The sequence below is a fragment of the Desulfosalsimonas sp. genome (assembly GCF_046483245.1).
In the GTDB taxonomy this organism is placed as follows: Bacteria; Desulfobacterota; Desulfobacteria; order Desulfobacterales; family Desulfosalsimonadaceae; genus Desulfosalsimonas.
On sequence record NZ_JAWODO010000134.1, the window covers coordinates 1 to 25,153 of the forward strand.

General features: G+C 56.1%; 22 protein-coding genes and 1 tRNA gene. 11 read left to right on the forward strand and 12 right to left on the reverse strand.

The window, feature by feature from the left end:
- Nucleotides 1-286: 286 nt before the first annotated feature.
- Nucleotides 287-580, forward strand: coding sequence for a hypothetical protein (locus tag R6U41_RS11405; RefSeq protein ID WP_410269961.1), 294 nt, complete (start codon nt 287-289; stop codon nt 578-580).
- A 391-nt stretch (nt 581-971) separates the two neighbouring features.
- Nucleotides 972-1,580, forward strand: a complete 609-nt coding sequence (locus R6U41_RS11410; RefSeq protein ID WP_410269962.1) for a tyrosine-type recombinase/integrase — start codon at nt 972-974, stop codon at nt 1,578-1,580.
- Between the two features lie 106 nt (nt 1,581-1,686).
- Here the strand turns inward: R6U41_RS11410 and R6U41_RS11415 are convergent.
- The 3 genes from R6U41_RS11415 to R6U41_RS11425 all read right to left on the reverse strand — a co-directional run bounded on the left by R6U41_RS11415 (nt 1,687) and on the right by R6U41_RS11425 (nt 2,924).
- A tRNA-Glu gene (locus R6U41_RS11415) sits at nt 1,687-1,759 on the reverse strand.
- A gap of 104 nt (nt 1,760-1,863) precedes the next feature.
- Entirely contained in the window at nt 1,864-2,076 is a 213-nt protein-coding gene (locus tag R6U41_RS11420) for a PLDc N-terminal domain-containing protein (RefSeq protein ID WP_410269963.1), read from the reverse strand.
- A 2-nt stretch (nt 2,077-2,078) separates the two neighbouring features.
- Nucleotides 2,079-2,924 (reverse strand): histidinol-phosphatase, encoded by an 846-nt coding sequence (locus R6U41_RS11425; RefSeq protein WP_410269964.1) that lies wholly within the window; start codon nt 2,922-2,924, stop codon nt 2,079-2,081.
- Between the two features lie 161 nt (nt 2,925-3,085).
- Between R6U41_RS11425 and radA the strand changes: the two genes are divergently transcribed.
- The 3 genes from radA to R6U41_RS11440 are packed head-to-tail and all read left to right on the forward strand — an operon-like array spanning nt 3,086 to nt 5,878.
- A complete protein-coding gene (gene radA / locus R6U41_RS11430; protein ID WP_410269965.1) occupies nt 3,086-4,450 on the forward strand; it encodes a DNA repair protein RadA in 1,365 nt (454 codons plus the stop codon).
- A gap of 53 nt (nt 4,451-4,503) precedes the next feature.
- Nucleotides 4,504-5,145: an RlmE family RNA methyltransferase gene (locus R6U41_RS11435; RefSeq protein ID WP_410269966.1), complete on the forward strand. Its 642-nt coding sequence runs from the start codon at nt 4,504-4,506 to the stop codon at nt 5,143-5,145.
- A complete protein-coding gene (locus tag R6U41_RS11440) occupies nt 5,129-5,878 on the forward strand; it encodes a YebC/PmpR family DNA-binding transcriptional regulator (RefSeq protein ID WP_410269967.1) in 750 nt (249 codons plus the stop codon). Before R6U41_RS11435 ends, R6U41_RS11440 begins: the two co-directional genes overlap by 17 nt.
- Before the next feature lie 18 nt (nt 5,879-5,896).
- Here R6U41_RS11440 and R6U41_RS11445 read toward each other — a convergent pair whose 3' ends face one another.
- Both R6U41_RS11445 and clpB read right to left on the reverse strand, forming a co-directional pair.
- Nucleotides 5,897-6,658: a DUF3047 domain-containing protein gene (locus R6U41_RS11445; RefSeq protein ID WP_410269968.1), complete on the reverse strand. Its 762-nt coding sequence runs from the start codon at nt 6,656-6,658 to the stop codon at nt 5,897-5,899.
- 295 nt (nt 6,659-6,953) lie between these two features.
- Nucleotides 6,954-9,587: an ATP-dependent chaperone ClpB gene (clpB, locus tag R6U41_RS11450; protein WP_410269969.1), complete on the reverse strand. Its 2,634-nt coding sequence runs from the start codon at nt 9,585-9,587 to the stop codon at nt 6,954-6,956.
- A 269-nt stretch (nt 9,588-9,856) separates the two neighbouring features.
- Here clpB and R6U41_RS11455 point away from each other — a divergent pair, with 269 nt between their 5' ends.
- Complete coding sequence (locus R6U41_RS11455) at nt 9,857-10,234, forward strand: hypothetical protein (RefSeq protein ID WP_410269970.1); 378 nt, start codon at nt 9,857-9,859, stop codon at nt 10,232-10,234.
- A gap of 6 nt (nt 10,235-10,240) precedes the next feature.
- On the opposite strand, the gene R6U41_RS11460 is transcribed toward R6U41_RS11455, so the two are convergent.
- Nucleotides 10,241-10,810: a pyruvate kinase alpha/beta domain-containing protein gene (locus R6U41_RS11460; protein ID WP_410269971.1), complete on the reverse strand. Its 570-nt coding sequence runs from the start codon at nt 10,808-10,810 to the stop codon at nt 10,241-10,243.
- Between the two features lie 288 nt (nt 10,811-11,098).
- Between R6U41_RS11460 and R6U41_RS11465 the strand changes: the two genes are divergently transcribed.
- Together R6U41_RS11465 and R6U41_RS11470 are read left to right on the forward strand one after the other, a co-directional pair.
- A complete protein-coding gene (locus R6U41_RS11465; RefSeq protein ID WP_410269972.1) occupies nt 11,099-11,941 on the forward strand; it encodes an amidohydrolase family protein in 843 nt (280 codons plus the stop codon).
- 2 nt (nt 11,942-11,943) lie between these two features.
- Nucleotides 11,944-12,696 (forward strand): HD domain-containing protein, encoded by a 753-nt coding sequence (locus R6U41_RS11470; protein ID WP_410269988.1) that lies wholly within the window; start codon nt 11,944-11,946, stop codon nt 12,694-12,696.
- 39 nt (nt 12,697-12,735) lie between these two features.
- Here R6U41_RS11470 and minE read toward each other — a convergent pair whose 3' ends face one another.
- The 4 genes from minE to R6U41_RS11490 form a co-directional block, all read right to left on the reverse strand.
- Entirely contained in the window at nt 12,736-13,032 is a 297-nt protein-coding gene (minE, locus tag R6U41_RS11475; RefSeq protein ID WP_181552205.1) for a cell division topological specificity factor MinE, read from the reverse strand.
- Between the two features lie 5 nt (nt 13,033-13,037).
- Complete coding sequence (gene minD / locus R6U41_RS11480; protein ID WP_410269973.1) at nt 13,038-13,844, reverse strand: septum site-determining protein MinD; 807 nt, start codon at nt 13,842-13,844, stop codon at nt 13,038-13,040.
- Nucleotides 13,845-13,897: 53 nt separating this feature from the next.
- Nucleotides 13,898-14,596 (reverse strand): septum site-determining protein MinC, encoded by a 699-nt coding sequence (gene minC / locus R6U41_RS11485; RefSeq protein WP_410269974.1) that lies wholly within the window; start codon nt 14,594-14,596, stop codon nt 13,898-13,900.
- Nucleotides 14,597-14,813: 217 nt separating this feature from the next.
- Entirely contained in the window at nt 14,814-16,670 is a 1,857-nt protein-coding gene (locus tag R6U41_RS11490; protein WP_410269975.1) for an acyl-CoA dehydrogenase, read from the reverse strand.
- Between the two features lie 319 nt (nt 16,671-16,989).
- Here R6U41_RS11490 and fbp point away from each other — a divergent pair, with 319 nt between their 5' ends.
- On the forward strand, nt 16,990-18,090 hold the full coding sequence (gene fbp, locus R6U41_RS11495) for a fructose-1,6-bisphosphate aldolase/phosphatase (protein ID WP_410269976.1): 1,101 nt from the start codon (nt 16,990-16,992) through the stop codon (nt 18,088-18,090).
- Nucleotides 18,091-18,326: 236 nt separating this feature from the next.
- On the opposite strand, the gene R6U41_RS11500 is transcribed toward fbp, so the two are convergent.
- Entirely contained in the window at nt 18,327-19,313 is a 987-nt protein-coding gene (locus R6U41_RS11500) for a methyltransferase (RefSeq protein ID WP_410269977.1), read from the reverse strand.
- Between the two features lie 249 nt (nt 19,314-19,562).
- On the opposite strand from R6U41_RS11500, the gene R6U41_RS11505 reads away from it, so the two are divergent.
- Nucleotides 19,563-20,420: an NAD(+)/NADH kinase gene (locus R6U41_RS11505; RefSeq protein ID WP_410269978.1), complete on the forward strand. Its 858-nt coding sequence runs from the start codon at nt 19,563-19,565 to the stop codon at nt 20,418-20,420.
- 18 nt (nt 20,421-20,438) lie between these two features.
- Nucleotides 20,439-21,932, forward strand: a complete 1,494-nt coding sequence (locus tag R6U41_RS11510; RefSeq protein WP_410269979.1) for a sigma-54-dependent transcriptional regulator — start codon at nt 20,439-20,441, stop codon at nt 21,930-21,932.
- Between the two features lie 18 nt (nt 21,933-21,950).
- Here R6U41_RS11510 and carB read toward each other — a convergent pair whose 3' ends face one another.
- The gene (carB, locus tag R6U41_RS11515) at nt 21,951-25,151 is read right to left on the reverse strand and encodes a carbamoyl-phosphate synthase large subunit (RefSeq protein ID WP_410269980.1); all 3,201 of its coding nucleotides are present in this window, start codon (nt 25,149-25,151) and stop codon (nt 21,951-21,953) included.
- Nucleotides 25,152-25,153 lie beyond the last annotated feature (2 nt).

Here is a 25,153-nt window from a genome sequence, read left to right on the forward strand (position 1 = left end):
CATAGCTCAATTTGGAAGCCTACGTGCTTACCCATTTCCTTGTTCTGCAGGAAAAATCCTCCGACCAAAGATTTCCTTCATATATAACAGTCCGATTTTACTATAAAACAAATTTTTTTTAAATAAATCGAAAATAATGCTCCGTAGGCCATTAATGAGTTAAAAAAAAGCACCATAATGGAGTATGGGACGAGCAAATCAATATTCAGACGTCAACTGGCAAGGGTACCCGATTCTTAACAAGGAGCTCGGACGCAGGCTTTCAACGAGAGAGGTGGCTGAATACATGGGCCTTGACGAGGACACCGTTCGCAAGTATTATAAGCAGATCGGTGGAATTCGCCCGACAGGCCCTAAAGGACGCATTCTCTTCTTTGAAAAAAACGTTGTGAGCGCTTTAAGGAGAGAATTTTATGCCATCGAAGATAATCAAGAATGGGCGGATTCTGTTCAAGGGCAGAGTTCAGAAGGACGGGACGATCAAACAGAAGCTATTCAAAACAAACAAGGAGGCCAAGGACTGGGAAGCAGAAGAACGCAAGGACGATTGGTCAAGGATAGACACGGCATTATCAGTTAGTGAATGGGCGCAACAGTACCTGGATTATTCAGAAAGCAGGCACTCTGCCAAGACCTATGCTGAGAAGAAAAAATCGTTTAAGGAGTTGTTTGCTGCAAAAGACGCGAAAGGACGGCTGTTTATCAAGCCTGAGGATGATGTGGCCAAGGTGACCGCAGGAAAGGTGCTCGGGGTACTGCAGACTCGCTTTAAGAAATCAAGCGGCTATGCAGCCAACAAGGACAGAAAAAACCTTGTGGCGGCATGGAACTGGGGTATAAAGTACCTCGGCCTGCCGGAGCCCAATCCTTGCCGGGTTGATGTTTTTCCAGAAGTCAGAAGCCCACGGTATGTTCCATCTGAAGAGGATTTTTGGAAAGTATTCGACCTTACCTCTGGGCAGGACAAGGTTATGCTCTCGGCGTTCTTGTACCTGGGTGCCAGGCGCGGGGAGATTTTCAGGCTCCAGTGGGCGGATATTGACCTTTCAGATGGGCGGGTTCGTCTGTCCACGCGCAAAAGACGGGACGGCACCCTTGAATATGATTGGCTTCCAATGAACACCGAGTTGAAAAAACAGCTTAGGTGGTGGTGGGAGAATCGGAGTTTCAAGGAAAGCCCGTATGTGTTTGTTTGTGATGATCCGTATGATTTCTGTAGGGAGTATTACGGTAAGCCCTTTGCCAAGCGAAGCCATTTCATGCGCAGGCTCTGCGAGAAGGCAAAAGTTGCGCCTTTCGGTTTTCATGCCATCCGCCATCTGATAGCCACCCGGCTTTATCACATGGGTAAGCCCCTGGGTGCCATCCAGGCGATTCTCAGGCACAAAAGTGCAGCCACCACGGAGCGGTACCTGAAATCACTGGGACTGGAAGAAGCCCGGGGACATCTTGAGGATCTGTGTGAAATGAGAAAGCCGGTCAAGGAGGCAAACGAGGTTGCAAAAGAAGTTAATGACAGAAAGCCGGCAGAGGTTATCAGTTTGAAAGACCACCTGGAAATGCGCTCCCAGGCGGTCTGAGAAAAACAGTTGTTGGCTAAACCGTTTCCAAAACCGTTTCCAAGGTCATTTTCGAGTGATTTCGGAATGCAGATTTTAGCAGTTAACTGCCCGAAATAATTAGGAATGACCCCAGGGGGAATCGAACCCCCGTTTCCGGCGTGAGAGGCCGGCGTCCTGGACCGCTAGACGATGGGGCCATGGGTGGCTGATGTGCTGGGTAAACCGGCGGGTTTGGTTATTATGGCCAGCCGGTTAAGTTTTGTAATATTAGGGGTGTTTGCGGTTTTTGTCAAATAGAATTTCATGCTGCGGGGTTTTGTTTAACACCCCGGCGAAAGCCTATTAGTAGGTAAATCAGCCAGCCCGCAAACGGGGTGATGGCAATGATCCACCACAGGACTTTTTCTCCTTTGCCGGGAAAGGTTTTCAAAGATACATCCACCAGCGCCCACACGGTGAGCAGGAAAAACGGGATGGTGATGATCAGAAACGTGCTGATTGCTGCCAGGTTCATGTTCATTCCTCGGGTTTTTTCGCAATTTCAGAAACAGTGTTGACATCTTCGGTCATCCGGGCCAGGGGTATTTCCCGGCGGGTTTTGCGGTCAAATGCCGCCACGTGGGTGTAGCCGGCTTCTGTGAGCTGTGCCAGGGCTACATCAAAGTCCCGGCCCACCTGTTCGGGCCGGTGGGCATCAGAGCCTGTGCACACGGCAATGTTTTTTTCCCGGCATTTTGCAAGAATTCTTTTGTCCGGGTAAATACGGGCGGTTGGATGATGCAGGCCGCTGGTGTTGATCTCCACGGTTTTGCCCTGTGCGGCGATCTTGTCCAGGATTGGATCGAGTTTTTCGTAAAAATTTTCCCCGGGCAGGGCGCCGAATTTCCGGATCACGTCCAGGTGGCACACAATGTCGATAAACGGGCAGTCCGCCATTTGATCCAGCAGGTCCAGGTATTGGTCAAAAAGCGCGTCACGGGGTTGTTTATCCAGGTTCTGATCGGCCCGTGAGCTGACCAGGTTGCGGTTTTCAATAAAATGCACGGATCCGCCGATCATGTCAAAGTCAAAGCTCTCTGCTATTTCCTGTGCCTGTGCGGCCAGCTCCGGGGTGAAATCCACCTCCAGGCCCACCCGGATGCGGATTTGCCCGCTTACCGCTGCCTGCAGGCGGCGTGCGGCATAGTAATAAAGGGGAATGTCCATGGCGGTCATGGACAGGTGGCGGCCCTGCTCATGCAGGGTCAGGTGCTCCAGAAAGCCGATTTCCGAAAGCCCCCGGCCCGCGGCGCAGGCCACGTATTGGGCCATGTCCCCGCTGGCATGGTTGCAAAGCCGGGTGTGAACGTGATAATCCATCATCTGTCTGGCCGCCTAACCGGGTGAAAAGGTTTGATTTTGTCCGGGGTGCATATTATAGTCTCTCAAACCGGCGTCAATGATTGTCATTTGTATATGTGCCATGACGAGCGACGAACTGTCAATCTTATACGCTCAGGCGTATTACGGCCAATCTGCGGAATATGAAAAAAAACAACAGGATAATTTACTGGTGCCAGGCATGCGGGTACCAGAGCCCCAAGTGGATGGGCCGCTGCCCGGACTGCGGTCAGTGGGACAGCATGGTGGAGCAGAGCGCCCCTTCCGGGCCGGCCTCGGCCGCCCGAAAGGCCCTGGCCAGCAGGCCCGAGCCCGTGCTCATCGATTCTGTTGCCATGGAAGGCGAGGAGCGGATCCGCACCGGGGTGGATGAGTTTGACCGGGTTTTGGGCGGCGGGATTATCGCCGGCAGCCTGGTGTTAATCGGCGGAGATCCCGGTATCGGCAAGTCCACCCTTGTGCTGCAGGTCCTCCAGCACCTGGCCCGGGAAAAGCGCCGGGTGCTTTATGTCTCCGGCGAAGAATCCACCCGGCAGCTAAAGATGCGCAGCCGCCGCCTTGCTCCACAGGCCCCGGGCATGTACGTGGTATCTGAAATCGATGTGGATGCCGTCATTGACATGGTCCATGATCAGAAGCCAGACGCCCTGGTCATTGACTCCATTCAGACCATGTTTTCAAAGGATGCGGCCTCTGCCCCGGGCAGTGTCACCCAGGTGCGTGAGGCCACCATGAAGCTGATGGTTATGGCCAAGCAGACAGGAATACCGGCGTTTTTAATCGGCCATGTCACCAAGGAGGGCGCCATTGCCGGCCCCAGAATCATGGAGCACATGGTGGACACGGTGCTGTATTTTGAAGGCGACCAGAATCACGTGTTTCGCATTCTGCGGGCAGTCAAGAACCGGTTTGGCTCCACGAATGAAATCGGCGTGTTTGAAATGAAGGAATCCGGCCTGGAGCAGGTGCCCAACCCTTCTGCGGTGTTTTTGTCCGAGCGGGCCAAAAACGCCCCGGGCTCTGTGGTGACCGCCTGCATGGAGGGGACCCGGCCCATTTTGGTGGAACTCCAGGCCCTGATCAGCGGGTCGGGTTACGGCACCCCCAGGCGCACGGTGTTGGGCCTGGATTACAACCGGGTATCGCTTCTGGTTGCGGTCATGGAGAAAAAACTGGGGTTGAACGTGGCCGGACAGGACATTTTCATGAATGTGGCCGGCGGGGTGCGGGTATCAGAGCCGGCCGTGGACCTGGGCATTATTTCAGCGGTGGCCTCCAGTTTTCTGGACCGGCCGGTTGCCGACGGCACGCTTCTGCTGGGTGAAGTGGGGCTCACCGGCGAGGTCCGGGGCATTTCTCATCTGCCGGCCCGGATCGCCGAGGTGGAAAAAATGGGCTTTACCCGCTGCATTGTGCCCAAAAACAGCCTCAAACAGGTCAAGGGCGCCGGGGTCATTGAACTGGTCGGCATTCGGCGGCTTTCGGAAATTATGGACATCCTTTTCTAAACGCCGGGTGGTGTTTGCCGCAAACCGGCTTGATCCGGTGGCTGATTTTCTATATGAAACGAAAAAAATCAAAAAATTCCGGAAATGTTCGCGCACGGCCGGATTTTTATTCACAAAAGGCCAAAAAGGAACATTTTCCAGCCCGATCGGTTTACAAGCTAAAGGAAATCCAGAAAAAGCACAATTTGATCCGGCCCGGCCAGGTGGTGCTGGATCTGGGTTGTGCGCCGGGCTCCTGGCTTTTGTATGCTGCAGAGACAACCGGGGAGTCCGGCAAGGTCATCGGTGTGGATCTAAAGGCCGTGGACATGGATGTGCCGGCCAATGTGTGGGTGTTTCAGGAAGATATCAATGAAATGGCCCCGGAGGTTTGGCAAATCATTGACGAAGGAGTGGATGCGGTGTTAAGCGATATGGCGCCTTCCACCACCGGCCGCAAGGATGTGGATGCCGTGCGCTCCCATCAGTTGTGTGAAATGGCACTCTATATTTCTGACAGGGCCCTGCGGCCGGGCGGGGTGTTTGTGTGCAAGATATTTCAGGGCCCGGATTTCAAGGCGTTTTGCGACGCGGTCCGGGACCGGTTTGAGATGATGAAGATATTTAAGCCGGCCAGCTGCCGGAAAGACAGCAGGGAAATCTACGTGATCGGCAAGGGCCGGAAACAGGAGGAAACAGATGGCAGGACACAGTAAGTGGGCAAACATCAAGCATAAAAAAGGCGCCGAGGATGCCAAGCGGGGCAAGATTTTTACAAAGCTGGTCAAGGAAATCATCGTGGCTGCCCGCCTGGGCGGAGGTGACCCGGACGCCAACCCGCGGCTGCGCACTGTGCTGGAAAAGGCCAAGCAGAACAATCTGCCCAAGGACAATATTGACCGGGCCATCAAAAAGGGCACCGGTGAACTCGAAGGGGTCAATTACGAAGAAACCGTCTACGAGGGCTACGGCCCCGGCGGGGCGGCCGTGTACGTGGAGTCTTTGTCTGACAACAAAAACCGCACCGTGGCCGATGTGCGCCATGTTTTCAGCAAGCACGGCGGCAACTTAGGGGAAAACGGGTGCGTGTCCTGGATGTTTGACAAAAAGGGCTGGATCCCGGTCAATAAAAGTGATGCGGGAGAAGACGCCCTCATGGAGGCGGCCCTGGAGGCCGGGGCCGAGGATATCCGCGACGAGGACGGGGTCTTTGAGGTCATCACCCCGCCGGATGCATTCGAGGATGTCAAGGCCGCCCTGAATGCCGCCCAAATCCCCTTTGGCGACGAGGCCGAGGTCACCATGCTGCCTCAGACCACGGTGAGCCTTGGGGGCACGGATGCGGAAAAAATGCTCAAGCTCATGAATGCCCTGGATGACAACGATGATGTGCAGCGGGTGCACACCAATGCCGATATTCCCGAAGAGGTGATTGCCGCTGCGGGATAACGGGCGCGTGCCGGCCGGTCACTGTTGTGATTTCATCATGATATCGCCGTAATAGGTGACCGCGGATTCACCGGTGTCGTCCGAGTCGGTCATGATCGCAATTCCCTGGATCATGGGCGGCTCCTTTCCGAATGCCGTCCTGTAATCGGTCAGAATGTTTCTGGATTCCGATACCCAGGTGTTTGTATTTTCCCGCCCGCTTTGCAGGACAATCATCTGCGCCCTGTCTGTATAGGCATTGGGCACGACCCGGCCTTTGGCTGCCGTGCTGGCCCATATGTAGTTGATGGCCCCTGCAGGCGGATATTCACCGTAGATTTTTTCAATAATGTTGAATTTCGCCCGCTCGAAAAACCCCGCCTTTTCCGGGTCATATTCAAAAGCAATATAGAGGCGCGCCGGATAATCATCCCCGGATTTCCGGGTGACATCGCCGTTTTCGTAAATGCCGGTGGCCTTCCAGCGCCATTGGATGACCGGGTATTGACGCGGGTCGATGCGCATTTTGCGGATCAGGCCGGATGCGGATGAATCGCTTTTGGCTTTGATCACCGTGGTTTTGTTGTCGCGGACCAGGCGGTACCGGGTATGCCGGTCAATGTTTTCAAAGGTCAGCGGCTCCCAGCCGGCAGGAATCTCGCGATCCGTGCCGGCCGCGGAGAATTTTCCGATATAAAGGATTTCGCTGTTTTCATCGGCAGTCTCGCACGTGCCTGCACCTGCGGTGAAAACAGCGGCCAGCATAACCAGGACAATTATCGCGATGCGCCTGGGCCGCATGCGTTTTCTCCCTTGATCCGGTTTGGGCCGGATTGTACCAGCCTTGGCCTGCGTTTTGCGGTTGGCGCACGGGTTCTGCGCATATGGGTCAGGTTTTTGGGGCAGTTGGTGATGCCTGCTTTCACCATAACGTTATTGTAGATATTCAATATAGACATGGACCCGTAAGTGTGCCAAAAATTATTTCAGGCTTTTGCAATTTCATCACAAAGGCCGCTGTCCATCTGCAATAAAAAGCCGGAGGCGCTGCAGCGCCTCCGGCTTTTTTGCATATGCCGACGATCATCCGGCTCAATCAGCCGGTTTCGGCCAGGAGTTCATCCTCCATGCTGTCCGGATGCACCTGTTTTTCCACGTGAAAGGTGATTTCATCACCGGTTGCATCGGCTACGATCCGGTCACCCTCGGATATGCCGCCTTCCAGGATTTTTAAGGAAAGCGGGTTTTCCACCAGGTGCTGGATGGTGCGCTTCAGGGGCCGGGCCCCGTAGACCGGGTCAAAGCCCCGCCTGGCCAGCAGGTCCCTGGCCGCGTCCGTGAGCTCGATTTCCATGCGCCTGTCTGCCAGCCGTTTCTGCAGGTAGGTGAACTGGATGTCCACGATTGCCCGCAGCTGCTCAGCGCTGAGGCTGTGGAAGGTGATCACCTCGTCGATCCGGTTTAAAAATTCCGGCTTAAACGTTGCTCGCAGAGACTGGAGCACGCGTTCTTCCATCTGCTCCCGGTTGTCTCCGGAAAACTCCTGGATCTGCTGGCTGCCCACGTTGGAGGTCATGATGATAATGGTGTTTCTGAAATCCACGGTCTTTCCCTGACCGTCGGTGAGCCGGCCGTCGTCCAGGATCTGGAGCAGCACGTTGAACACGTCTGCATGGGCCTTTTCGATTTCGTCAAACAGGATCACCGAATAGGGCCGGCGCCGGACCGCCTCGGTGAGGTATCCGCCTTCTTCGTAGCCCACGTATCCCGGGGGCGCCCCAATCATCCGGGCCACGGCGTGTTTTTCCATGTACTCGGACATGTCTATGCGCACCACCGCCTGCTCGTCATCATAGAGAAACTCGGCCAGGGCCTTGGCCAGCTCGGTTTTGCCAACGCCCGTGGGGCCCATGAAGATAAACGAGCCAATGGGCCGGTTGGGGTCCTGGAGGCCCGAGCGGGAACGGCGCACGGCGTTTGATACGGCCGTGACCGCCTGGTCCTGGCCCACCACCCGGCTGGCAATGCGCTTTTCCATGGCAATGAGTTTTTCGCGTTCGGTTTCCAGCATCTTGGATACGGGAATGCCGGTCCATTTGGAGACAATATAGGCAATGTCCTCGGAATCGACTTCTTCGCGCAGCATGCGCCGGGTTTTCTGCAGTTCCACCAGCTTTTCGTTGGTCTCCTCGATTTCCTTCTGGATCTCGTTTCTCCGGCCGTAGCGAAGCTGTGCCACTTTTTCCAGGTCCCCCTGGCGCTGGGCCTGCTGCTCTTCTGTGCCGAGGCGGTCCAGCTCGGTTTTTAAGTCCCGCAGGCGCTGGATCACCTGCTTTTCATTCTGCCAGTGGGCGTTCATCCGGTTGTATTCTTCCTTGAGCCCCTCCAGGGTCTTTTCAATCTTTCCCAGCCGGTCCCGGCTGGCGTTGTCAGACTCTTTTTTCAGGGCTTCGCGCTCGATTTCCAGCTGGGTGATGCGCCGCTGGATCTCATCGATCTCTGTTGGCTTGGAGTCGATTTCAATGCGAAGGCGCGAGGCGCTTTCATCGATTAAGTCAATGGCCTTGTCCGGCAGAAATCGATCGGTGATGTAGCGGTCCGACAGGGTGGCCGCGGCCACGATGGCCGAGTCCTTGATTTTGACTCCGTGGTGCACCTCGTATTTCTGCTTCAGGCCCCGCAGAATGGAAATGGTGTCCTCCACGCCAGGCTCTGCGGTAAACACCGGCTGAAACCGCCGCTCCAGGGCCGCATCCTTTTCAATGTGCTTTCGGTACTCGCTGATGGTGGTGGCGCCCACACACCGCAGCGATCCCCGGGCCAGAGCGGGTTTTAACATGTTGGAGGCGTCCATGGCGCCTTCTGCCGCGCCCGCGCCCACAAGGGTATGAAGCTCGTCGATAAACAGGATGATCTGGCCCTCGGATTTTTCCACTTCCTTTAACAGGGCTTTAAGGCGGTCCTCGAACTCGCCCCGGTACTTGGCCCCGGCGATCAGCGATCCCATGTCCAGGGCGATCAGCCGCCGGTCCTTTAATGTCTCGGACACGTCGCCTTCCACGATTCGCTGGGCCAGGCCTTCCACAATGGCGGTTTTGCCCACGCCGGGCTCGCCGATTAACACCGGGTTGTTTTTGGTGCGCCGGGAAAGGACCTGGGCAATGCGCCGGATTTCCTCGTCGCGGCCGATGACCGGGTCGAGTTTACCCAGCCGCGCCTGCTCTGTGAGATCCCGGCTGTATTTTTCCAGGGCCTGGTATTTGTCCTCGGGGTTCTGGTCATTGATGGTCTGGTTGCCCCGGATTTCCATGAGCACGTTTAAGATATCGTCGCGCTTCAGGCCGTGGCGCTCAAAAATCTGGGCAACATGGCCTTTCTTGCTGTCTGCAAGGGCCAGGAAAATGTGTTCCACGCTCACGTACTGGTCTTTCATGTTCGAGGCGATGGAAAAGGCCGATTCAAGGATTTTTTTGGTTTCCCCGGAAATATAGACCTCTGCTGCGCCCTCCACTGCAGGCAGTTTTTTCATTGCCTCCTGCACTTCCTTGTGCACTTCAGAGGGGCTGGCGCCGATTTTTCTGAGCACGGATACCACAATTCCCTGGGAATCCTCGAGCATCCCGGCCAGAAGGTGCACCGGCTCAATCTGCTGGTGGCGGTTCTCCGCGGCCAGGGACTGGGACTGCTGGATGAGCTCCTGGGATTTTATGGTGAATTTGTCAAACCTCATGATAAAGGCCTCCTTTTATCACAGATATGCGAATGAAACAGATCATGCGCAATTTTTAATTGTTTTGTTTCTATCCGGAATTATTCAAAAATAAAATAAACACAGATGAAGTGATGTCAATGGAGGCCATTGTGTCAGCCGGCGGGGTTTTTAATTGACCCGGGCAAAGGGAGTTATTATTTTAAAACAAGGGACACAAACGGGCCGGAATATATCGGAACACGGGCTTTTGGTCCGGACCGGCTCAAATCCCAGACAAGGGAGAGGCCATGAGCAGGCAAGCATCCTTTACCAAGCATGAACGCAAAGTCCTTCCTGATTTCCGCAAAAAAATCAACAACGCCGAGTCCACAGAAGATGTGAAGAAATTTTTCACTTACACAGTCGGATCCCTGTTTTCGGATATTTTTGCGGAAGATGTGGCTGTGGAGCAGGGCGATATCCGCCTTATGCCGGATATGAACCCGCCTTTCAAGTTAAGCGACCGGCTGATGAAAATGCCCCGGTTTGCACAGATTTGGCAGGACTCGGACCTGGCCCATGTGCTGGGCCGGCTGGCTGAGGCTGCGGCCAACCGCTACCGCCGCCTGGACAAGCATCCGGAAAAAACCGATTCCAAGATCCAGCGCAGATACGAAAACCGTTGACCGGGCTTAAAAATCCCGGGGTTTGCAGATGATTTCCCGGATTTTGAGGTCAAAAAAGCCCGTCTGGTGCGCCGGTTTGATGACCAGGGCCGTGTCCGCGCCCCGGGAGGTGCCGCCCACGGCAATGATATCGCTGCCTGACAGGGCGCCGCCGTCTGCGGCCATCACCGCGATTTCAACGCACACCTTGGTGCCCTGGCCGAAGAGTTTCAAGGTGTCGGCCATGAGCAGGGCGGGATAGACGCCGCCGTGCTTTTTGGCCACGGACCGCTCCACCCCGGAAAGGGCATGGGTGGCCTCGACGACCCGCACCCCTTCTTTTTCCAGGTCCTTTCTGACGTCATCTTTCATGCTTTTTTCAAAGGGCTGGCGGAAGCCGCAGTGGTAGGTGACCGCCGTGATTTGAAATCCGGTGCACATCTCCAGGGCTTTGTAGGCGGTATCCCCGGTGGTCGATGCCACCACCAGTTCTCCAATTCCCAGTTCCCGGCCCCGCTGGCAGGCCAGTTCCAGGGTTTGGGCGGTGTTCTGTTGTCCGGGAGAATCAAACCAGGCAAACATTTTGTCCGTGCTCATCTCTTTTTATCCTGTTTTGGGTGGTTTCAAGGCGCGTCACATTATCATTGCCGGTTTGTTCAGTATATTGTATCATGGAATCAACAGTCAAGACCGACCGTTAAGATTGATGGTTTCGTAAAAAGTAAGTTTTTAGATGGCGCCGTAAAAAGTTCAAGATCAAGGCTTGCGCGATTGCCGAAGAATGCAGCGTACTTATCCGTACGTGAAATTCTGAGGAATCGCGCGTAACGCAGATATTGGACTTTTTACGGCGCCATCAAGATTCACTGCTGCAAGGGGACCGAAATGATCATTGATGTGCATACCCACCTGTTTCCCGGGGTGATCCGCAACAACCGGGACAATTATTTTCTCGATGAGCCGGCTTTTGCCCTGCTTTACCGCAGCCCCAAGGCCCGCATGATTGGTACCGAAGACATGCTCCGCTCCATGGATGAGCACGGGGTGGATATTTCCGTGGTTTTCGGTTTTCCATGGTTTAATCCAGAGACCTGCCGGCACCACAATGACTATATTATCGAGTCGGCCCGGCAATGGCCGGACCGGCTTAAGGGTTTCTGCTGTGTCAATCCTTATACCGAAGGTGCGGAAAAGGAAGTGCAGCGCTGCCTTGCCGCCGGTTTGTCCGGGGTCGGGGAACTGGCCTTTTATCAGGCCGGGGGCATCACAGATGATGCAATCGCGCGCCTGGCCCCCATCATGGAACAGTGCCGGCAAAAAAAACTGCCCGTGCTCATTCACACCAACGAACCCGTGGGCCATCAGTATCCCGGAAAAAGTGATAACACCCTGGCCCAGATTTATGCCCTGGTCAAGGCCTACCCGGACAACATCATCATCCTGGGGCACTGGGGCGGAGGGATATTTTTCTATAACCTGCTGAAAAAAGAAGTCAGCAACGTGCTGGCCAACGTTTATTTTGATACCGCGGCATCGCCGTTTCTATATGACCCCCGAATTTACGGGCAGGCCGCAGAACTGGCGGGCGCAGACAGAATCCTGTTTGGCACCGATTATCCCCTGATCCCGCCGGATCGTTATTTCCGGGAAATGGAGTCAGCCGGCATCAGCGCCAGGCTCCGTGACCAAATATTGGGCGAAAACGCCGCCCGGATTTTATCTGTTTGAAAATGAAGCCAATTTACCGTCAGCTCCAGCAGCAGGCCGTGGGCATAGCCGCCCGTTATCCGTTGCCGGATTTTTATTCGGACTTTTCCGGGCAGGTGCGCTGCTCCCGGGGCTTTTTCGGGCAGGATCCCGTGGTGGCGGATTTGTGGGCATTTGTTGCCGAAAACATAGAAAACGATTTTGGCCACGGGCTGATCCATGTGCGGGAGGTGGCCCTGGATGCCGGGGCCCTGGTGCTTATTGAGGCGCCGCAGATCTGCAGGGACGCAAAAAGCCGTGATCACCGCCTGCGCCTGGCCCAGGCCGCCGGGCTTTTGCATGATATCTGCCGAAAGGAGAAAAATCATGCGGCCGCAGGAGCCGCCTGCGCCAGGCGGGTGCTGGTTGATTACCCGTTTTCCGGCCCTGATATTGATGCCATCTGCCTTGCCATTGCCAACCACGAGGCATTCGGCGAAAATCAAAGAGGCGGCAGTTTCACAGCGCAGCTGTTGTCAGACTGTTTATACGATGCAGACAAGTTCCGGTGGGGACCGGAGAATTTCACCCGGACGGTATGGAAAATGCTGGCCTACCGGGATGTGCCCGTGGACCGGTTTTTGACCCATTATCCCCAGGGCATGGCGTTTTTGAAAAAAATCCGCAATACTTTCCGCACGAATACGGGGCGGCAGTATGGCCCGCAGTTTATCGATCTGGGAATTGCCATCGGCGATGAACTCTACGAGGTCCTCTGCGCCTGGTCAAAAGAGTAATGATTCCCGTTTGCGGGAAAATCCCTGCAGCCGCCCCAGTCATGCGCCGGCACGGGCTTCCCGGTTCTTTTTCTGGTGCTTGGCCGCTACAATGGGGGTGTTTAAGATCAGCGCAGACGATCCCTCGCAGCGCTGGATATCGAGGCTCAGCGACTCCCGGTCGATTTCAAAATAGCGCGATATCACTTCCACCAAGTCCTGCTGCAGGTCTTCGAGCATGTCGTCCTTGACTTCGAGCTTATCGTAGACCAGGGCAAACTGGAGGCGCTTTTTGGCCACGCTTCTGCTGTTGTCCGGCTTGTTTAACAGCTTTCTGATCAGGGCGTTAAAGGACATGAGTATTATTCCTGTTTTTTCCGGCCGAGTTTTTTACCGATTTTTCTCCAGAAGGAGTCATGGGCCATGGGATCTTCAACCGGAAGGTCCGGATGACCGTCAAGCCTCATGGCAATGCGGTTAAAGGCTTTTCCCGCCTTGGAATCCTTCTGCTGCACAATGGGATTGCCCGTATTCGAGGATACCACAACCGCATCATCCATTTCCACCAGCCCGACCAGATCAATGGAAAGCACATCCACAACGTCTACGTGGCTGAGCATGTCGCCTTTTTCCACAAGCTTGGGCACGATCCGGTTGACAATGAGCTTGGGCGTGATGGAGTGGGCATAGAGCAGCCCGATCACCCGGTCTGCGTCGCGCACTGACGATACCTCCGGGGTGCAGACCACCAGGGCCTCGTCTGCGGCCTCGATGGCGTTTTTAAAGCCCTGTTCAATGCCCGCCGGACAATCCAGCAGGGCAAAGTCGTATTCCCTGCGCAGCTTGTTGCACAGCCAGACCATGTTTTCCGGCTTGATGATGCTTTTGTCATCGCTCTGGGACGCAGGGACCAAAAACAGGTTATCGATTTTGCGGTCCTTGATGGCCGCTTGTTTGAGCTTGCACTTTTTCTGGACCACGTCCACCACATTGAATACGATCCGGTTTTCCAGGCCCATGACCACATCCAGGTTGCGCAGGCCGATGTCCATATCGACCACGGCCACGCGCTTGCCCTGAATGGCCAGGGCCGCGCCGATGGAAGCGGTCACGGTTGTTTTGCCAACGCCGCCTTTTCCGGACGTGACAACAATGACTTTTCCGTCCACGTTTCACCTCATTGCAAGGGGTTTGTTACGGGTTGCTGCTGTCAAAACCCGTTTTATCGGATTTCCGGCCATGCCAGACGTTTGAAGATATTGTCCTTTAAATAGTCGGCCATCACGATCTGATTGTCTTTCAGGGATGCAAATTCCGGTTTTTTCCCGGAAGATGAGGATGCGCCGGCGGCTACGTAGCCGGCGATCTGAATCTGGGTGGGCCGCAGGTCCAAGCCCAGCACAATGGCCTTTTCATTGTCGGGCTGGCCGGCAGCCGCGGTTCCCAGCAGGCTGCCGAGAATAATGATATCGCCGCCGGCAATGGCTTCTGCGCCAGGGTTGAGATCCCCGAGAATGACCAGGTGTTTTCGGGCCTCCACCTTCTGCCCGGAGCGGACCCGGCCGGCGATGACCAGGGTGTCATCCGAGTGATGCAGCCAGGCCTTTTGCGCGTTTTGCCCGGTATCCGCACCTTTTTGTCCGGCAGCGGCCGGCGTTATTTTGGCCTTTGGCGGCCCGGAAACCCGGCCCACCTGGAAACGCTGCTGCAGAAAAGCCCCCAGGTCGTCAATAAGGGAGTCGTCTGCCGGGTTTTCGCCCGGGTCCAGAATCACCCGGGCATTGACGGCCAGGTGTCGGAGCCGCTCAAAGGGTTTGCACAGTTCCTGCTTCAGGGTTTCGGCCGGCAGGGACGCATCCATGGTAATCCACAGGCTGTCGCCCACGCCTTTGAGTTTCACGGGCGGTTGCTGAATTGTCATATAAGGGCCTGCCGACAGGTTGGGGTTGACATTTGCATGGGTTTCAGACCGCCTATCATGTATAGAAGCATTTAAAATCGTAGCACATCTTGTATATATAAACCAAAATCCCTTGTCAAGCCCAAAAAGCCGGGCTTGCCGTCAAAAAAAGCCGGCAGACCCGGTTCGGGCCTGCCGGCTTTTTTTAAAAATTTTAAACGCTTAGTTTGGGTAAAGCCTATCCGCCAAAAGAGGCGTCGGGCATTTCCACGGCCGCGCCGTTGACATCGGCAATGGCGTCGAGTTTGCCCATGGTGGCCGGCAGAATATTGGTGGCGAAAAATTCCGCGGTTTTCAGGCTGCCCACGTAAAAGGCGGCATCCTTGTTTTTGCCGGCCTTTTCCATGAATTTGGCCATGTCTGCTTCGCCGGTGAGCTTTTCAAGCTTGCGGGCGGCCAGCACGGCCCGCCATAGATGCATCCAGGCAAAGGTCACATCGCCGGTGACATCCAGGAAAGGATGGGCATAGGCATAGGCGTTTAAGATATTATCCGACACCGATGCCTTTGCCAGGGAAACCGCCACCTCGCTTAAGCGGTTGACCGCGTTTTCCACCCGCCGGGTCACATCGCCCAGCACGCTGATCTTTCCGGCTTCGGCAATGGTTTTCTCCATTTCCCCCAGGTAATCCATGAAGGGCTGGCCTTTTTTCATGCCCAGCTTGCGGCCCAGCAGGTCCATGGCCTGGATGCCGTTGGTGCCCTCGTAGATCTGGAATATCCGGCAGTCGCGCATGAGCTGTTCCATGGGATATTCCTGGATGTAGCCGTATCCGCCGTAGACCTGGATGCCGTGGCTGGTGACCTCAAGGGCCCGGTCTGTGATGTATCCTTTGATAATCGGCGTTAAAATGGCGGTGCGGTCGGCGTATTTTTCCTTTTCCTCGTCGCTTTGGGCCAAGCCCTCCAGATCATGGGTGAGGCCGCCGTAATAGATCAGGCTGCGCATGCCCTCCACGTAGGCTTTCATGGTCAGCAGCTGCCGGCGCACGTCCGGGTGCTGGATAATGGGCACAGACGAGGCGTCAGCCGCCTTGCCCGCAGTCAGGTGCTTTCCCTGGATGCGCTGTCTGGCGTAATTCACTGCATAGATGTAAGAAGCCGTGGCCGTGGCAAAGCCCTGCAGGCCCACGAGCTGGCGCGCCTCGTTCATCATCAGAAACATCGCCCGCATGCCCTTGTTTTCCTGGCCCAGCAGGGTGCCCACGCAGTTTCCCCTGCCGCCCAGGGTCAGGGTGCAGGTGGCATTTCCGTGCAGGCCCATTTTTTCCTCGATGCCGGTGCACACCACGTCGTTGAACTCGCCCAGACTGCCGTCGTCGTTGACCCGGTACTTGGGCACCAGAAACAGGGAGATGCCCCGGGTGCCGGCGGGTGCGCCCTCAATGCGGGCCAGAACCGGGTGGGCGATGTTTTCCACCATGTTCTGCTCGCCGCCGGAGATGAAAATCTTGGTGCCGGAAATGCTGTATGTGCCATCACCGTTGGGTGTGGCCGTTGTCTGCAGGGCGCCCACGTCAGAGCCGGCCTCGGCTTCGGTCAAAAGCATGGTGCCGGACCATTTGCCGGAGTAGATTTTGGGCAGGTAGGCATTTTTCTGGGCTTCGGTGCCGAATGTCTTGATCAGGTTAGCCGCGCCGTGGGACAGGCCGTGATAGAGCATGAATGCCGGATTGGCGCCGATAAAGTATTCCTCTGCCGCCAGCGACAAAGTTTTGGGCATTCCCTGGCCGCCGTAGTCCGGTTCATCGATCATGCCCAGCCATTCGCCTTCGTTGTATAAGGCGTTTACCTGGTGGAAGGATTCCGGGACCTTGACCGTGCCGTCTTTTTCAAGGCTGCAGCCCACTTCGTCGCTTTCCTTCTGGGTGGGCAAAATGGCTTTGACGGCCAGGTTCCTGGCCTCGGTGACCACCATGTCCACGGTTTTTTTGTTGAACTCGGCGAATTTTTCGTTTTTGGCCAGTTCGGTCACCTGCATCTGTTCGTGCAGGACAAAGTCCACGTCTTTGCGATCCGCGATTAATTGTGCCATGATGTTGTCTTCTCCTTGTGCGTTGCCTGATTTATATCGGGAATGAACCCCCCCCGGAAAGCCCTCAAAGTTGATCCATATCCATAAATGAATCCATACCTAAAGTCAAGTTCGGAGGATTGAACCGGGTTTCAGGCAGCCGGTTCCAGGGCCGGGATTCCGTCAGAGGGTCGGGCGGGTTGACCCGGTCCGAAACATGATTATTTTTTTATTAAAATGTTCACATCCTTTTTTATATCAATTGATTAGTTCATTTCTGCGTGGAGTCCGTGTCTTAGTGGGCAACAACTTCCCTAAACCCCAAAAGGAGGGCAATACAATGGAGAAGAAAGTCACCTTAAGCACTATCAAAGCAGACGTGGGCGGCCTGGTCGGACATTCTTCCATTCATCCGGATTTGTGCAAAGAAGCCGAAAACCGGCTGGAAACAGCCAAGAAACAGGAAAAAATCCTGGATTATTATGTCACCGCGTGCGGCGATGATCTCGAACTGATCATGACCCACCGCAAAGGCCCCGACAACACTGAGATTCATCAAATGGCCTGGGATATTTTCTGGGCATGCGCCGAAACAGCCAAAAAGCTCAAGCTCTACGGGGCTGGCCAGGATCTTTTGACAGATGCCTTTTCCAACACGATCCGCGGCATGGGTCCGGGCCTGGCCGAGATGGAGTTCGAAGAGCGAAAATCCGAGCCAATAATCGTGTTCATGGCCGACAAAACCTCTGCGGGCGCATGGAACCTGCCGCTTTACAAGGCGTTTGCCGATCCGTTTAACACCGCGGGCCTGGTGATTTCCCCGAGCCTCCATGAGGGTTTCAAATTCCAGGTCCATGACGTAAAGGGGCATAAGCGGATCTTTTTTGATGCCCCGGAGGAAATCTATGACCTTCTTGTATTTATCGGTGCTCCCAGCCAATACATGGTCAAGTCGGTCTACACCAAAAACGGGGAGATCGCCGCTGCCACATCCACCGAGCGGCTCGCGCTGACTGCGGGCAAATATGTGGGAAAAGATGATCCCGTCTATATTGTCCGCTGCCAGGGCGATTTTCCGGCCGTGGGCGAACTGCTCGAGCCCTTTACCCGGGCCCAGCTTGTGGAGGGCTGGATGCGCGGCTCCCACACGGGCCCGCTGATGCCTGTTGCCGTAAAGGACGCCAATCCCTCCCGGTTTGACGGCCCGCCCCGGGTCACGGCCCTGGGATTCCAGATTGCCGACGGCCAGCTCATCGGGCCCAGGGATATGTTTGATGATCCGAGTTTTGACGTGGCCCGGCAGGAATGCAACCGGCTGGCCGACCACATGCGGCGGCACGGTCCGTTTGAACCCCACCGGCTGCCCATGGAGGAAATGGAATACACCACCATGCCCCAGGTCATGGAACGACTTGAAAGCCGGTGGGAGGATCTGAACTAGTGCTTGAACGAAAACCGTCTTTTTCGCCAATCTCTGCGTCCGGCTCAAATTTTAATCCTCAAAATACGTCGAGTATTCCTGCGGTTAAAATTTTCGCCGTCCTGGACCTTAACGAAAAATCCTGGTTTTCGTTCGGGCACGAACTAGGCAATGACTGATTCCCGGGTTTTGTTTTCAGGGAAAACCGCCGCAAGTCCATAGACGGCCTGCGGCGGTTTCTGCATTTTCAGGGGGGTTTACGATGGCTTGACAGCCATGACCACGCAGTCCATGGACTTGCCCTCGCGCACCAGGGCAACGTCTGTAAATCCGGCCTGCTCCAGGTCGCTTTTGACCTCTGAGAAAGTGTAGGTGTCTCCGCCCCGGGTGTTGACCAGCATGTTGATGGCAAAGATGGCCCCGCCCGGGGGATTGGTTCTGTCTTCGTCCATGATGTGATCCCGTATCAGGATTGCCCCGCCGGGCTCAAGGGCTTGGTGGATGCGGGTGTAGAGCGAGCGGTTCTGCTCGGGACTGTTTTGGTGAATAATGGCGGACAGCAGGGCCAGGTCGCAGCCGGCCGGCATCTCATCGGTGTTGTAATCGCCCGCCCGCAGCTCCACCCGGTCGGCCATTTGATTTTCCGCCATTCTGGACTCTGCCATGGGAAGCACCCTGGGCAGGTCAAACACGATGGCCGAAAGCCCGGGGGCCTTGTTTAAAAACGCAATGGTGTAGGTGCCCGAGGCCCCGCCGATGTCCAGCAGCTTTTTATAACCACTGAGATCCAGGTCTGCGGCAATGTCTGCGGCCATCTGCCGGCCCGCCACGTGCATGGCCCCGATAAAGGCTTCCAGGGTCTGGTCGTCTTTTTCGGTCATGGGCACCAGGTCGGGCTTTTCGCCTTTTTCAACAACCTCGGTGAGATGCGACCAGGAATCCCACACCTCGGCCATGTGCAGGACCATGGGACGGACGGTTTCCGGATGATTGGCGCTGAGCAGCGTGGACTGTCCGGTGTTGTGATAGATTCCGTCTTTTTTGTCCAGAACCTCTGCGGCCACCAGGGCGTCAAGAAGCCGGGTCAGTGCCCGGGGGTCCACACCCAGCTGCAGAAACAGGCTGTTTGCGGAATCCGGCTGTTTTTCCAAAAGGGTGAAAATGTCGAGCTGGGCTGCGGTCAAAATAATCCGGCTTGTCATAAACTGCCGGGTGCGTTCGAGAATGGCATCTGGCGGGTGCACGGTTCGGCTCCTTTTTGACATGAAATGGGGGTTTTGGTTGTTTGTCCATGTTTGCACCATGGGCGCACAAAAGCGGCCCTTGTTTCAGAGTTTAATGGCTGCAGCCGGGGCCTTCAAGGAAAAAATCCGCCGTTGCCTTTGTCCCGCGGGGTCTTTGGCCGGGGAAAATTCCTTGCCCGGCCGGCGCGAAACTAGTATGGGAAAGATACGCAAAACCCTTTTTGGACATCACACGACATCGGGGACACTGTGAAACAGATCGGATTGTTCGTCAAGCAGGATTCAGCAGCCCAGAAAACAGCCGACGCCTTTGAGAAATGGCTGAGGAAAAAGGGTCTGGCGGTCATACGCCAGAATGCCTTTCAGCCGCAGCTGGGTCTTCAGACAGATCGGGAGACCGGGGTGGATCCGGAAACCATGCTCTGCGTGTTTGTGCTGGGCGGAGACGGCACGTTTTTGAGCGCATCGCGCTGGATCGGGGAGGCCAGTATTCCCATGATCGGCGTGAAGTTCGGTGATATCGGCTTTCTTGCCGAAATCGCCGAGGACTCTCTTTTTACTGCGGCCCAGACTGTGCTGGACCGGGATTTTGAGGTTGAATCCCGGGCCAGGCTCAAGGTGCGCATTTTCCGGCAGGGCCGGCTGTGCGTGGAGGAAACGGTTTTAAACGACGTGGTGATCAACAAGGGGGCCCTGGCAAGGCTGGCCAACATTGAAACCTGCATTGACGATCATTATCTGACAACCTATCGCAGCGATGGGCTCATTGTCTCCACCCCCACGGGTTCAACCGCCTATTGCCTGGCAGCGGGCGGGCCCGTGGTGCACCCGGCCGTGGAAGGCATTCTTGTCACACCGATCTGTCCCTTTACCCTGACCAACCGGGTGCTGGTCGTGCCGGCCAGGTCCAGGATCCAGATTCGTCTTGGGGAGAAGGCCGCAGACATCGTTGCCACATTCGACGGCCAGCAGGGCCTGGAAATTGCGCCCACCGACACCATTCTCATTGAAAAAAGCCCCTCTCCCCTAAAGCTGATCAAGCTTCCGGGCCACAACTATTTTGATATCCTGAAGGCCAAGCTCCGGTGGAGCGGCGGCCGGATATAACCATGAGACGGACATTTTATGCTCAATGCAGCTGACAGAGAGTTTTTTCAAAAAATTGCCAGGGCCGGTTTGGTCAATCCATTTTCCGATGAACACACGGACCTGGAACTGACGTTAAGCGGGCTTTCCCCGGATGCCTCCCGGTCCGAGCGCACAGAGAAAATCGCCCATGAATTAAACACCCGCATTGCCGGTCTGCAGGAGGCGTCCGCGGCCAGCCTGGATGCTTACAAAGGCGAGGACCGGGATCTGATGCAGAAGGTGTTTTTGTTTGAGCTGTTCTACCGGTTCAAGGATCATTATGACGAGATGATCAAAAGCCAGTTCGCAGCCGGTGATACCCCGATGAAAATTTCGTTTTACCATGACGTGCACCAGGCCATGGCTTCCCGGGGCTTCGGGGAGGAGGCCTTCCGGCATTATTTTGCCCTGGCCTACCAGCTAAGGCGGGCCTTTTATTTCATCGACCGAGGCCTGGCGGGCATCAGCCCGAGCATGCGCGACCTGCGGGCCAATCTCTGGAAAAACATCTTCACCCACAATATCGAGCTTTATGACCGCTATCTGCGCGACCGGATGGAGGATTTCTCCACCCTGCTGCTCGGCGAGACCGGAACGGGAAAGGGTACTGCGGCCGCGGCCATCGGCCGCTCCGGGTTTATCCCTTTAAACAAGCGGTGGCGAAGCTTTGTGGAAAGCTTTACCCGCTCCTTTGTGTCATTGAATCTTTCCCAGTTTCCTGAAAGCCTGATCGAATCGGCCCTGTTCGGGCATAAAAAAGGCGCTTTTACCGGCGCCATTGACGATTATGACGGAGTGTTTGCCTCCTGCAGCCCCCACGGGGCCATTTTGCTCGATGAAATCGGCGAGGTGCCCAAGCCCGTGCAGATCAAGCTTTTGCAGGTGCTCCAGGAGCGGATTTTCACGCCCGTGGGCTCCCAGAAGCACGGTCGGTTCGAGGGCCGGGTCATTGCGGCTACCAACCGGTCCCTGGAGGAAATCCGGGGCAAAAAGGTTTTCAGGGACGATTTTTATTACCGGCTCTGCTCGGACATGATCACCGTGCCTCCTTTGCGCCAGCGGATCCAGGAAGATCCCAGAGAACTGGACATTCTGCTGAATCTCACTGTGGAGCGCCTGGTGGGAAAACCCTCAGCGGAGCTGGCCGGGATGGTGCGCGCGGCCATTGATGACCAGCTCGGCCCGGATTACCCATGGCCGGGCAATGTCCGGGAGGTGGAGCAGTGCGTGCGCCGGGTGCTGCTAAAGGGTTCCTATTCCGGGAACACCGCGTTTTCCCCGGCTGGCGGGGGCCTGGACAGCCGTTTGATCGCCGGCATCGAGCAGGGCAATATCGAGGCCGCCTCCCTGGTTTCCGGGTACTGCTACCTGCTTTACCAGCGGCATCAGAATTTTGAGGAAGTGGCCCGCAGAACCGCCCTGGACCGGCGTACGGTCAAAAAATACATCCAGGAGTGGGAGGAGGCGGCAGATCTGCCGCCATCCTCCTGATCCGTATATTTCTTTGTCCTACTTGATCTCCCGGTGATAGCGCTGCAGGGATTTTGCCTCCGGCTCTCCTGCCCTGCGGGCGGCAATTCCCTTGGCCGCAGCCGTTGCCGCGGCCGTGGTGGTGATGTAGGGCACCTTGAAGCGGATGGCGGTTTTTCGGATATAGGAGTCATCCTCCTGGCTGGCTTTTCCCACCGGGGTGTTGATGATGAGCTGGACCTCGCGGTTTTTGATGGCATCCACGATATCGGGCCGGCCGTGTCCCAGCTTTCTCAGCGTTTCTGCGGCAAGACCGTGTTTTTCCAGAAATTCCCGGGTGCCCCGGGTGGCATAGATTTGAAATCCCAGATCAGAAAAAAGCCGGGCCGGCTCCAGCACGCTGGACTTGTCGTTGTCCGCCACCGTGATCAGAATGCTTCCTTCCACGGGCAGCGGCGACTGGGTGGCCTCCTGGGCCTTGAAAAAGGCCATGCCAAAGGAATCGCCCAGGCCAAGCACCTCTCCGGTGGACCGCATTTCCGGGCCCAAAAGCGGATCGACTTCCGGAAACATGTTAAAGGGAAATACGGCTTCCTTGACCCCGTGATGGGTGATCACGGGCCGCTGCAAATCCATGTCGGCCAGGGTGGCGCCGAGCATGATTTTGGTGGCGATGCGGGCCATGGCAAATCCGCAGACCTTGGAGACAATGGGCACGGTTCTTGACGCGCGCGGGTTGGCCTCCAGGATGTAGACCATGTCATCGGCAATGGCGTACTGGATGTTCATCAGGCCCTTTACCCCGAATTCCATTGCGATTTTGCGGGTGTAATCAATGATGGTTTCCACGTGCCTGGGCGGGATGCTCACGGGCGGAATCACGCAGGCCGAATCTCCCGAATGGATGCCGGCCAGCTCGATGTGTTCCATGACCGCGGGCACAAACGCGTCGGTGCCGTCGGCAATGGCGTCGGCCTCGGCCTCGATGGCCGATTCCAGAAATTTGTCAATGAGCACCGGCCGTTTCTCGGAAACCTCCACGGCAGCTGCCAGGTAGCGCTGGAGCATGGTTTCGTCCATGACAATTTCCATGGCCCTTCCGCCCAGAACATAGGAGGGCCGCACCATCAGTGGGTAGCCGATGTTTCTGGCAATTTTGAGGGCTTCGTCAAAAGAGCGGGCCATGCCCGATTCCGGCTGGGGAATGCCGAGTTTGGCCACGATCTGGTGAAACCGGTCCCGGTCCTCGGCCAGATCGATGGTTTCCGGGGAGGTGCCCAGAATTTTGACGCCCGCAGCCTCGAGCTCAGAGGCGATGTTGAGCGGGGTTTGGCCGCCGAACTGGACGATCACGCCCTCGGGCTGCTCCTTTTCATAGATGGAAAGCACGTCCTCCACTGTCAGGGGCTCGAAATACAGTTTGTCCGAGGTGTCATAGTCAGTGGACACGGTCTCGGGGTTGCAGTTGACCATGATGGACTCATAACCCGCCTCCCGGATGGCAAAGGCGGCATGCACGCAGCAGTAGTCAAATTCGATTCCCTGGCCGATGCGGTTTGGCCCGCCGCCGAGCACCATGATTTTTTTGCGGCTGCTGGCAGAGACCTTGTTTTCGGCGTTGTAGGTGGAATAATAATAGGCCGCATCAGCCACCCCGGATACGGGCACGGCATCCCAGGCCTCTTCAATGCCCAGGGCCTTTCGTTTCTCCCGGATGGCAATTTCTTCAATGCCCAGAATCCGGGCCAGATACCGGTCGGCAAACCCGTCTTTTTTGGCGGCAATCAGCAGATCGTCCGGGGGAAGCTGACCCGGGACGGCCAAGATCTTTTCTTCGAGCTCCACCAGTTCCTTCATTTGCTGGATAAACCAGGGTGTGATGCGGGTCAGCTCGTGGAGCTGATCCACGCCTGCGCCCTTGCGAAGGGCCTCGTACATGAGAAACTGGCGTTCACTGGTGGGTGTTGCAATGTCGTCGAGCAGCTCCTTTAAGGGTTTTTTATTGAAATCTTTTGCAAATCCCAGGCCGTAGCGGTTGATTTCCAAAGACCGGATGGCTTTTTGCAAAGCCTCCTTGTAGTTTTTGCCGATGCTCATGACCTCGCCCACAGCCCGCATCTGGGTGCCGAGCTTGTCTTCCACACCGGGAAACTTTTCAAAGCCCCATCTGGCGAATTTCACCACCACGTAATCGCCGGACGGCGTGTATTTCTCAAGGGTGCCGTCGCGCCAGTAGGGCAGTTCATCCAGGGTGATGCCGCCGGCCAGAAGCGCGGATATAAAGGCGATGGGAAAGCCCGTGGCCTTTGAGGCCAAAGCCGAGGAGCGCGAGGTCCGGGGGTTGATCTCGATGACCACCACCCGACCGGTTTCCCGGTTGTGGGCAAACTGGATATTGGTGCCGCCGATGACCTCGATGGCCTCAACAATGGCATAGCTGTAGTCCTGGAGTTTCTGCTGCAGTTCCTGGGATATGGTGAGCATGGGCGCGGTGCAGAAGGAATCACCCGTGTGCACGCCCATGGGATCCACATTTTCGATAAAGCAGACCGTGACCAGGTTGTTGTTGGTATCCCGCACAACCTCCAGTTCCAGCTCCTCCCAGCCAAGGACCGATTCCTCCACCAGGATCTGGTTGATGTAGCTGGCAGCCAGGCCCCGGGCGGCAACGGTGTGGAGCTCCTCCACATTGTAGACCATCCCGCCGCCGGTTCCGCCCATGGTGTAGGCCGGCCGGATCACCACGGGATATCCGAGTTCGGCGGCTACGGCCTCGGCGTCCTCCACGGTTGTCACCGCCCGGCTTTCGGGCATTTCAATGCCGAGTTTGTCCATGGTTTCCTTAAAGGCCGTGCGGTCCTCGCCCCGCTGGATGGCCTCGATGTTGACCCCGATGACCTTGACGCCGAAGCGCTCGAGCACGCCCAGCTTGGCCAGCTCCGAGGAGAGGTTGAGCGCGGACTGGCCGCCCAGGTTGGGCAGAAGCGCATCCGGGCGTTCCTTTTCGATGATGCGTGTCAGGTTTTCGGGGTTCAGCGGCTCGATGTAGGTAACATCTGCCATTTCCGGATCGGTCATAATAGTGGCCGGGTTGGAATTGACCAGCACGATTTCATATCCCAGCGACCGCAGGGCCTTGCACGCCTGGGTGCCGGAATAGTCAAACTCGCAGGCCTGACCGATAATAATGGGCCCGGAGCCGATAATCATAACCTTGTGGATGTCAGTGCGCTTGGGCATAT